Consider the following 8,703-nt stretch of genomic DNA (forward strand, 5'->3'; position numbering starts at 1 on the left):
GATCCTGACCGATGAGACCAGGCGCAATCCGCAGACGGTGATGCCGCCGTTCGGCCGCAACCGCATCCTGACGGAATCGGAGATCAGTGCGGTGGTGGATTTCCTGCAGACCTTGTGATGGCGTGCTTTTCGAGGAGACCCGCGCAATGACGTTTCTTTCCGGCCGATCGTTGGCGACACGGCGCCTCGTGCTGCAAGGCATCGGCTCGGTGGCGCTGATCGGCTTCGCGCCGGCGCTGGCGGCCGCCAACGACCCGTATCCGGAGGACGCGTTCAAGCAGAAGAGCGACACCGATGCGATCAAGGCGCTCTATGGCCGGCCGCATGAGGGGTCCGACAAAGTCAAGCTCGACGCGCCGGAGATCGCCGAGAACGGCGCGGTGGTGCCGGTCGCGGTGACGACGTCGCTTTCCGACGTCACCTCGATCTCGTTCTTCGTCAGCGAAAACCCGAACGCGCTCGCCGCCTCCTACCGGATTCCGGAAGGCACCGTGCCGGCGGTCGCCAACCGGCTGAAGATGGCGAAGACCTGCAACGTCACCGCGATCGTGGAATCCGGCGGCAAGCTCTACAGCGCCAGCAAGGAAGTCAAGGTCACGGTCGGCGGCTGCGGCGGCTGAGATAACAAGGACGACAGACATGGCATCGAGCATCCGCGTGCGCGCCACCGCCAACGGCGGCACCACGGAAGTGCAGGCGCTGATCCAGCATCCGATGGACACCGGCCTCGTCAAGGACGCGCAGGGCCAACTGATCCCGGCGCATTTCATCCAGCAGCTCAGCTTCGAGCATGGCGGCAAGACGGTGTTCCTCGCCGATTGGGGCCCGGCGGTAGCCAAGGACCCCTATCTGAAATTCTCGTTCAAGGGCGCGGCCAAGGGCGACGAGCTCAAGATCGGCTGGACCGACAACAAGGGTGCAAGCGACAGCACCACGGCCAGGATCGGGTAGGACGGCGATGATGCGCGCGGCCGGGCTACTCGCATTGCTGGCGCTGCTCACAGCAGCGCCGTCCACACAGGCCGCCGACGCGGCCGATCCTGCGGCCGAGGCAAAAGCGTTCCGCGAATTCTTCGTGAAAAAATTCCCGCAGGTGAAGCTCGACGATTTCGTCAATGGTCCCTATTCGATGAACGAGGACATGCGCAGGCAGTGGGAGGAGAAGGAGGAATTTCCGCCCTACCAGTTCGCGCTCGACGCCGGCAAGGAGATGTTTTCGCAGCCGTTCAAGAACGGCAAGACCTACGCCGACTGTTTTGACAATCGCGGCATCGGCGTGCGCCAGACCTATCCGATGTTCGACGCGACGGCAGGCAAGGTCGTCACGCTCGAGCTCGCGCTCAACAACTGCCGCGAGGCCAATGGCGAGGCGCCGCTGTCCTATGTCAAGGATGAGATGGCCTCGCTCACCGCCTACATGGCCTTCACCTCCCGCGGCAAGGCGATGGACATCAAGCTGCCCGACGACCCCCGCGCGCGCGCCGCGTTCGAGACCGGCAAGCAGTATTTCTACACGCGGCGCGGCCAGCTCAACTTCTCCTGCGCGAGCTGTCATGTGCAGAGCCCCGGCGAGCGGATCAGAGCCGAGGTGCTGGCGCCTGCGCTCGGCATCCTGAACGCGATGCCGATCTACCGCTCGGAATGGAGCGGCATGGGCACCACCAGCCGCCGCTTCACCACCTGCAACAGCCAGATCCGCGGCGTGCCGCTGGAGCCGCAAGCCGAGGAATACCGCGACCTCGAATATTACCTGTCCTATGTCTCCAACGGCCTGCCGGTCTCGGGCCCAGGAGCAAGGCCATGAGCGCGTCCACGAGGCTGTCGATGAGAACGCTCCTCGCCGTGACGCTGCTGACCGCGGGCGCCCTGCCCACGCGCGCCGACTCGGAAGCCGATTTCAAGGCGGCCTTTGTCGCGGCCGAGAAGGCGGAGAAGGAAGCGGGCGCTCTGCGCAACCAGTGGACCACGACGGAAGCCGCGCTCGCGGCGGCGAAGAAGGCGGCTTCAGCCGGCGACTTCGATGCGGCGGTCGCCTCTGCCAAGGAGGCCGAGGCGCTGGCCAGGGCCTCGATGTTCCAGGCCACCAGCGAGAAAGAGCGCTGGAAGGACCTCGAGATTCGCTGATAGGGTTTGCCGGGGCGCGGAGCTTTCGCGATGAGGATTCCTCGCCGGGATTTCCTGAAATGGTCGGGCGCGCTGGCGCTGTCGGCCGGCTCGGCGCGGCGCGCGCGCGGCGCCGACAGCCCCAGCCTCTACGATCTCGGAACTTTCGGCGACGCACGCATCCTGCATCTGACCGACACGCATGCGCAGCTCAGGCCGGTCTTTTTCCGCGAGCCAAGCGTCAATATCGGGATCGGCACCATGGCGGGCCAGCCGCCGCATCTGGTCGGCAAGGCGTTCCTGGATCGCTTCGGCGTCAGCGAGGACTCGGCCGAAGCCTATGCTTTTACCTCCCTCAATTTCGAGAAGTCCGCGCTGCGCTTCGGCAAGCTCGGAGGCTTCGCGCATCTGAAGACGCTGATCGATCACCTGCGCGACGACGCCGGTGACAAGAATTCGCTGCTCGTCGATGGCGGCGATCTCTGGCAGGGCACCGGGCACGCCAACGCCATGCAGGGCGCCGACATGGTGGAGGCGGCCAACCTGCTCGGTATCGAGGCGATGACCGGCCATTGGGAGTTCACCTATGGCGAGGCGGCGCTGCGCGCCAATCTTGCACGCTTCAAGGGCGAGTTCCTGGCGCAGAACGTGTTCCTCACCGAGGAGGCCGCATTCAACGACGCCAAGGCGTTCGATCCGGCCTCGGGCCGCGTGTTCAAGCCCGCGCTGACCAAGGAGCTCGGCGGCTGGCTCGTCGCCGTGATCGGGCAGGCCTTTCCCTACGTGCCGGTGGCGCATCCGAAACGCTTCACGCCGGACTGGACCTTCGGCATTCGCGAGGCGGAGCTGCAGAGCCTCGTCAACAGCCTGCGTGAGAAGGACAAGGCCGACGCGGTGCTGCTGCTCTCCCACAACGGCATGGATGTCGATCTCAAGCTCGCGAGCCGCGTCAGCGGCATCGACGTCATCCTCGGCGGCCACACCCATGACGCGGTGCCGCAGCCGGTCGCGGTGAAAAACGCCGGCGGCACGACGCTCGTCACCAACGCCGGCTCGAACGGGAAATTCCTAGGCGTGCTCGATCTCGATCTCGTCAAGGGCAAGGTCAAGGATTTCCGCTATCACCTGCTGCCGGTGTATTCGGAGCTGCTGCGGCCGGACGCGGAGATGCAGGCGCTGATCGACCGCGTGCATAGCGCGCATTCCAAGGCCTGGACCGACCGGATCGCAACCGCCGACCGGCTGCTCTACCGCCGCGGCAACTTCTCCGGCCCGATGGACCAGTTGATCTGCGACGCACTGCGCCACGAGCTCGACGCCGAGATCGCGCTGTCGCCGGGCTTCCGCTGGGGCAACACCGCGCTCGCGGGCCAGCCGCTGACCAAGGAGGATCTGCTGGCGGAGACCGCCATCACCTATCCGGAAACCTATGTGCAGAGCATGACCGGCGCCCAGATCAAGGACATTCTGGAGGACATCTGCGACAATCTGTTCAACGCCGATCCCTACTATCAGCAGGGCGGCGACATGGTCCGTGTCGGCGGCCTGTCCTATGTCTGCGCGCCGGCCGAAACCGCCGGCCACCGCATCGCCGATCTCAGACTCGGCAACGAGCAGCCGCTCGAGGCCGGCAAGAGCTACAAGGTCGCCGGATGGGCCTCGGTCAATGCGCAGGACGGCGTACCGGCCTGGGACGTGCTGGCGAGCTACCTTCGCGCCGGCAACACCATCACGCCGGGCGGCGGCGCGGTCGCCCTGCGCGGGGTCGACGGCAATCCTGGAATATCCAATCAGGGATGAAAACTACTCCACACGCCCATATCGTGGTATAATCGACCATGATTTGAGGCATGATCAGCATGATATTCCGCCAGCTCTTCGACAGCGTTTCGGGCACCTACACCTATCTGCTGGCGAGCCGCCATGGCGGCGAGGCCCTGATCCTCGATCCCGTGCTGGAGAAGGCCGAGCACTATTGCCAGTTGCTGCGCGAGCTCGACCTCAAGCTGGTCAAGGCCGTCGACACCCATCTGCATGCCGATCACGTCACCGGCCTCGGCGAGTTGCGCGACCGCACCCATTGCATCACCATCATGGGCGAGCAGAGCAGGGCCGACGTGGTGTCGATGCGGGTCGCCGACGGCGACAAGGTAACGATCGAGGGCCTGTCGCTCGACGTGATCTACACGCCCGGCCACACCGACGATTCCTACAGCTACGTGATGGGCGACCGCGTCTTCACCGGCGACACGCTCCTGATCCGCGGCACCGGCCGCACCGACTTCCAGAACGGCAGCGCGCGGGCGCAATATGAGTCGATCTTCAATCACCTCCTGAAGCTGCCGGAGGAGATGCTGGTGTTTCCCGCCCACGACTACAAGGGCGACACCGTCTCCACCATCGGTGAGGAGAAGCGCTACAATCCGCGGCTGCAGGTGCGCTCGGTCGACGAATATGTCGAGCTGATGGCCAATCTGAAACTGCCCAACCCGAAGATGATGGACGTCGCGGTGCCTGCCAACATGCATGTCGGCCTGCATCAGGACGAGCTCGAGAAGCAGGGACTGGCGCTGAGCCCGTGCCAGGCGATCGAACGGCTCGGCCGGCCCGAGATCCTGCTGGTCGATCTGCGTGAGACGAGCGAGCGCGCCAAGCACGGCACGCTGGCGGGCGCGCTGCACGCGCCCTATCCCGGAATCGAGGAGAGCCTGAAGCCCGGCGGCATGCTGCGCGAGGTCGCCGCCGCCACCGGCCGACGCATCGTGTTCTTCTGCGCCTTCGGCGAGCGCTCGGCGATGGCGGTGAAGGCGGCAAAGGAGCTGGGCCTCGCCAACACCGCCCATATCGCCGGCGGGATCGACGCGTGGAAAAAGGCGGGCGGTCCGGTGCTCCACGGCCAGGCGGCTTGACCGCAGCGGGCGCAAGCGCGACATTCGCAGATAGTGTCAGTTCAACGCTTCCGTTCGAGAGGAAACCACATGGGTCATTTCGGCAGGAAGAAGGAGCCGCCGAGACAAGCCGGCGACGAATCGAAAACGCCACTGCCGCCGCCGCACCAAATGGAAGACGAGGACCACGAGGACGGCGACATCGCAACTCCCAAGCGCGACAGCACGGGCGCCGATGACGAGCCGTTGTAGTTGGCCCCTCGAAGCGCCGGTCGCCTCAGCGCGATGATGCTGCCTCGGCCCGCAGCAACCGTTTCGGGTGCACGCCGTCGACATGCCCCATGAACGGCGGATGGATCGAATAGCCGATCAGTTCGCGCGCCCGCTCGGGAAGAGTCTCCGCCGCCTCGGGCGGGATGGCGAGACACATGTTCTCGAGCTGCCGTACCCATCCCGCACAATATTGCGGCGTGATGATCAGGCGCGGCCGATCGGAACGGTTGCTGCCGCCGCGATGCCAGAGCGTGCCCTTCGTGATCGCGAGCGAGCCCGACGGCATCGCAAGCTTCATCGCGTCCACGCGATGGCCGGGATCATGATCCTGGTCGAGCGCCGATCTCATGCTGAAGTCGGCCGGCGTCGTCGCGCCCTCGATCCGGCGCTCGTCCCACAGATGGCTGCCCGGAATGATCTCGGTACTGCCATTGGTCTCGGTGGTATCGTCGATGGCCCAGAAGGTGCTGACGCCCAGCGCCGGCCGCGGGCGTGGCATCCGCGCGCCACCGTCATCGGTGTGCCAGGGCTGCACGGTCTCGCCCGGATGCAGGTTGATGGCGAGGCAGGACGACAGCAGGCAGCTTGGCCCGAGCTCGGCTTCGACGAAGGCAAGCACGAGCGGATGGATCACGAGCTCGGCGAACACGGGCGATTTTGCCAGGAGCCCATAGACACGGTTGGTGCTCAGCCCCTCGAAATCGTTGCGGCCCTTCAGGTCGCGTTCGAGATAGGGCGCAAGTGCGGCACGGATCGCCACGACCTTCTCGGGCGTCAGCACGCGTTCGAAGATCAGGAAACCGCGGGCGTCGAATTCGTCACGCCAGTCCTCGAAGGCGCGCCCTTGCAGCCAGGGCGAAGCCTGCAGAAGCAGATCAGGGGACGCCGACTGAGTCATGGCTGAGGCCCTCGCGGGATGCCGGTCACTGCTCTCCCATATTGAGTTGAAAATGGCCCGGGAGTCCAGGCGTGGTTGTCGCTGCGATCACGGCTCCGCGCGCCCAAACGCCTCGCCTTCGATCTCCTTGATGCTCTCCAGGCCGAGCAGATGCGCGCCGAAACCGCCACGCGCGAGGCGAAGTGCCGCACGCGGTGCAGCCAGCAACAGGCTCGCTGTCAGGAACAGCGGCACGACGCTCATCCAGTCGAGGCGCAGCGGCGTCATCTCCTCGGCGCCATCGGCATAAGGTTCGCGCGCGCACCACAGCCGCCAGCCTTCCCGGAGCAGATCGCGCCGCGTACCGCCGCGTGCGGCGAGCCCCAACAGCGCCTGCATCGAAAGATGCGTCCGCACGCCGCTGCGGCCTTCCGCCAGCACCGCCGGCGTCTCGCCGAGCGAAATCCGCAGCAGCAGGCCGACGAGATCGACACCGGAAAGATACGCGTTCATCGGCTCGACCAGGCGTGGATTGCAGTCGATCAGGAGCGGCGGCGCGTCGTCGGCCGTCATCAGGTAGTCGACCGACAACGCGCCGTGCCAGACGAGCTTCTCACCGATTGCGGAAAGCATCTCGCGCACCGGCGGCCGCGCCACGCCCTGTTTGATCGCCTCGCCGCCGCCGATACCGCCTGCGACCTGCCGATAGGCATGGAAGCCAACGAGGCGGCCGCGACAAAACACCGACTGCGCCTTCTCGGTGGTGCCGGCGACGAGGGCCTGCACCAGCATCTCGCCGGCAAAGGCGCCGCTCGCGCTTAGGTCTCGTACCGCGTTCTCGAGCTCACGCTCATCGCGTACGAACCAGACGCCGCGGCTCGCAGTGCCGACCGACGTCTTGACCACGGCCGGAAAGCGCAGCACGCGGCGCAACGCCTCTTCGCCCTGCACGATCCGTGTCGGCGGCTGCGGCAGGCCGAGCTGGTCGAGCAGACGGGAGAATCCAGCCTTGCTGTGGGCGGTACGATAATTGGTGAAATCCGGCAGCGCCACACCGGCATGTTGGAGCAGCCGCGCTTCGGCGCGCGCGAACAAAAATCCCTGCTCGTGGGTCGGCAGCAGCACGTCGAAACGTCGTTCGGCAAGCAGCTTCTCGATGAAGGCGAGATAGCCGGCGGGGTCGTCGCGCAGCGGCGGGCAGCGGTGGAAGCGCCGCACGAAGCGGGAGAACCGCCCGAGCGCCCAAGAGTTGGGATCGCAGATTTCGACGTGGTGGCCCGAGAGCCCGAGGATCGTGATCGCCTCGCGGGCCGAGGTGCTGGAACCCTCGGGCAGCAGCACGCGGAGCGATTTCGGAGCCTGGATCATGACTGAATCATGGACGCGCTCGAACATATCCTCGTGTCATTGCCTTCGCGACGGTGGCTGCCATGCAGTGGCATTCATGGACAAATAACCGGCCGAACCGATAATTTGCCGGCTCTTGCAATACGGAATCCGCATCGCTCATGGCCGATATTCTCGCCGCACCGCAGCAAACGACACACGCCGCGACCGATCAGTCGCTGCGCACGCTCGGCCTGATCTCGACGGCACACTGGGTCAGCCATTTCCACCTGCTGGTGCTGCCGATGCTGTTTCCCTTTCTCAAGGCTCAGCTCGGGGTCGGCTATATCGAGCTGGGCCTGCCGCTCACCGTGCTCGGCGTGGTCTCCGGCCTGACCCAGGCGCCGATCGGCTATCTGGTCGACCATTTTGGCGCGCGGCGAATCCTGCTGCTCGGGCTGGCTCTCGGCGGCGTGGCGCTGATGCTGCTCGGCCTGCATCTGAGCTATTCCTCGCTGATGACAGCCGCCGTGCTGCTCGGGCTCGCCAACAGCGTCTACCATCCGGCGGACTATGCGATCCTGGCGGCGCACATGGACGAGGCCCGGATGGGCCGCGCCTTCGGCATTCACACCTTTGCCGGTTTCCTCGGCGGCGCGGTGGCGCCCGCGATCGTCGCCGCATTGGTGACGACCATCGGCGGCCTCGGCGCGCTGGTCGTGTCGGGCGCCATCGGCATAGCCGTCGCGCTGTTGCTGCTGGTCGCCGGCGTGCCCGATGCCGGCGCGAAGCATGAGCGCGGCGGGAGCGCCAGGCCCGCGAAGTCCAGCGTAATCACGCCGGCGCTGATCGTGCTCACGATCTTCTTCATGCTGCTCGGCCTTTCCGCCGGCGGCATCAGCAGTTTCGGCGTGGTGGCGCTGATGAGCGGCTATGGCACCCCCTACTCGACGGCCAACCTCGCGCTGACCGCCTTCCTCGGCGCCAGCGCCGCAGGCGTGCTGGCGGGCGGCTTTCTCGCCGACCACACCGAGCGCCACGGTCAGGTCGCCGCCGCCTGCTTCGCGATCAACACCGCGATCGTGCTCGCGATCGCGACCATCGCGCTGCCCAACGTGCTGCTCACCGTCGCGATGACGGCTGCGGGCTTCCTTGGCGGGGTGATCGCCCCCTCCCGCGACATGCTGGTGCGCAATGCGGCGCCTGCCGGCGCCGCCGGCCGCGCCTTCGGCATCG

Annotated in this window: 10 protein-coding genes and 1 pseudogene; 9 read left to right on the forward strand and 2 right to left on the reverse strand. The window is 66.2% G+C overall.

Annotated elements, in window-relative coordinates; all coding sequences use genetic code 11:
* The 8 genes and pseudogenes from JOY90_RS06810 to JOY90_RS06845 form a co-directional block, all read left to right on the forward strand.
* Positions 1-118: pseudogene (locus JOY90_RS06810) on the forward strand (sulfur oxidation c-type cytochrome SoxX); the annotation flags it as partial.
* 28 nt (positions 119-146) lie between these two features.
* Positions 147-620, forward strand: a complete 474-nt coding sequence (gene soxY, locus JOY90_RS06815) for a thiosulfate oxidation carrier protein SoxY (RefSeq protein WP_291690385.1) — start codon at positions 147-149, stop codon at positions 618-620.
* A gap of 19 nt (positions 621-639) precedes the next feature.
* Entirely contained in the window at positions 640-951 is a 312-nt protein-coding gene (soxZ, locus tag JOY90_RS06820; protein WP_291690386.1) for a thiosulfate oxidation carrier complex protein SoxZ, read from the forward strand.
* 10 nt (positions 952-961) lie between these two features.
* Complete coding sequence (soxA, locus tag JOY90_RS06825; protein ID WP_291690393.1) at positions 962-1,804, forward strand: sulfur oxidation c-type cytochrome SoxA; 843 nt, start codon at positions 962-964, stop codon at positions 1,802-1,804.
* Positions 1,801-2,124, forward strand: a complete 324-nt coding sequence (locus JOY90_RS06830; RefSeq protein ID WP_291690387.1) for a hypothetical protein — start codon at positions 1,801-1,803, stop codon at positions 2,122-2,124. The genes soxA and JOY90_RS06830 overlap by 4 nt, the downstream gene beginning before the upstream one ends.
* Positions 2,125-2,154: 30 nt before the next feature.
* Positions 2,155-3,903, forward strand: coding sequence for a thiosulfohydrolase SoxB (gene soxB / locus JOY90_RS06835; protein WP_291690388.1), 1,749 nt, complete (start codon positions 2,155-2,157; stop codon positions 3,901-3,903).
* Positions 3,904-3,962: 59 nt separating this feature from the next.
* On the forward strand, positions 3,963-5,012 hold the full coding sequence (locus tag JOY90_RS06840; RefSeq protein WP_291690394.1) for an MBL fold metallo-hydrolase: 1,050 nt from the start codon (positions 3,963-3,965) through the stop codon (positions 5,010-5,012).
* A gap of 69 nt (positions 5,013-5,081) precedes the next feature.
* Positions 5,082-5,243 carry a hypothetical protein gene (locus JOY90_RS06845; protein ID WP_291690389.1) on the forward strand — a complete coding sequence of 54 codons (162 nt, stop codon included), beginning with the start codon at positions 5,082-5,084 and terminating at the stop codon, positions 5,241-5,243.
* Between the two features lie 25 nt (positions 5,244-5,268).
* Here the strand turns inward: JOY90_RS06845 and JOY90_RS06850 are convergent, their stop codons facing one another.
* A complete protein-coding gene (locus tag JOY90_RS06850) occupies positions 5,269-6,162 on the reverse strand; it encodes a phytanoyl-CoA dioxygenase family protein (RefSeq protein ID WP_291690390.1) in 894 nt (297 codons plus the stop codon).
* 87 nt (positions 6,163-6,249) lie between these two features.
* Positions 6,250-7,509, reverse strand: a complete 1,260-nt coding sequence (locus JOY90_RS06855; protein WP_291690391.1) for a hypothetical protein — start codon at positions 7,507-7,509, stop codon at positions 6,250-6,252.
* A 140-nt stretch (positions 7,510-7,649) separates the two neighbouring features.
* Between JOY90_RS06855 and JOY90_RS06860 the strand changes: the two genes are divergently transcribed.
* Positions 7,650-8,703 (forward strand): MFS transporter (locus tag JOY90_RS06860; RefSeq protein WP_291690392.1); only part of this gene is annotated, 1,054 nt, incomplete at its 3' end.

The sequence above is a fragment of the Bradyrhizobium sp. genome, assembly GCF_019242285.1.
GTDB lineage: Bacteria > Pseudomonadota > Alphaproteobacteria > Rhizobiales > Xanthobacteraceae > Bradyrhizobium.

Bases quoted from the DNA above. Each gene is read 5' to 3' on its own strand.
- soxY (WP_291690385.1), top strand. From the start codon at position 147: ATGACGTTTCTTTCCGGCCGATCGTTGGCGACACGGCGCCTCGTGCTG.
- soxZ (WP_291690386.1), top strand. From the start codon at position 640: ATGGCATCGAGCATCCGCGTGCGCGCCACCGCCAACGGCGGCACCACG.
- soxA (WP_291690393.1), top strand. From the start codon at position 962: ATGCGCGCGGCCGGGCTACTCGCATTGCTGGCGCTGCTCACAGCAGCG.
- JOY90_RS06830 (WP_291690387.1), top strand. From the start codon at position 1,801: ATGAGCGCGTCCACGAGGCTGTCGATGAGAACGCTCCTCGCCGTGACG.
- soxB (WP_291690388.1), top strand. From the start codon at position 2,155: ATGAGGATTCCTCGCCGGGATTTCCTGAAATGGTCGGGCGCGCTGGCG.
- JOY90_RS06840 (WP_291690394.1), top strand. From the start codon at position 3,963: ATGATATTCCGCCAGCTCTTCGACAGCGTTTCGGGCACCTACACCTAT.
- JOY90_RS06845 (WP_291690389.1), top strand. From the start codon at position 5,082: ATGGGTCATTTCGGCAGGAAGAAGGAGCCGCCGAGACAAGCCGGCGAC.
- JOY90_RS06850 (WP_291690390.1), bottom strand. From the start codon at position 6,162: ATGACTCAGTCGGCGTCCCCTGATCTGCTTCTGCAGGCTTCGCCCTGG.
- JOY90_RS06855 (WP_291690391.1), bottom strand. From the start codon at position 7,509: ATGATCCAGGCTCCGAAATCGCTCCGCGTGCTGCTGCCCGAGGGTTCC.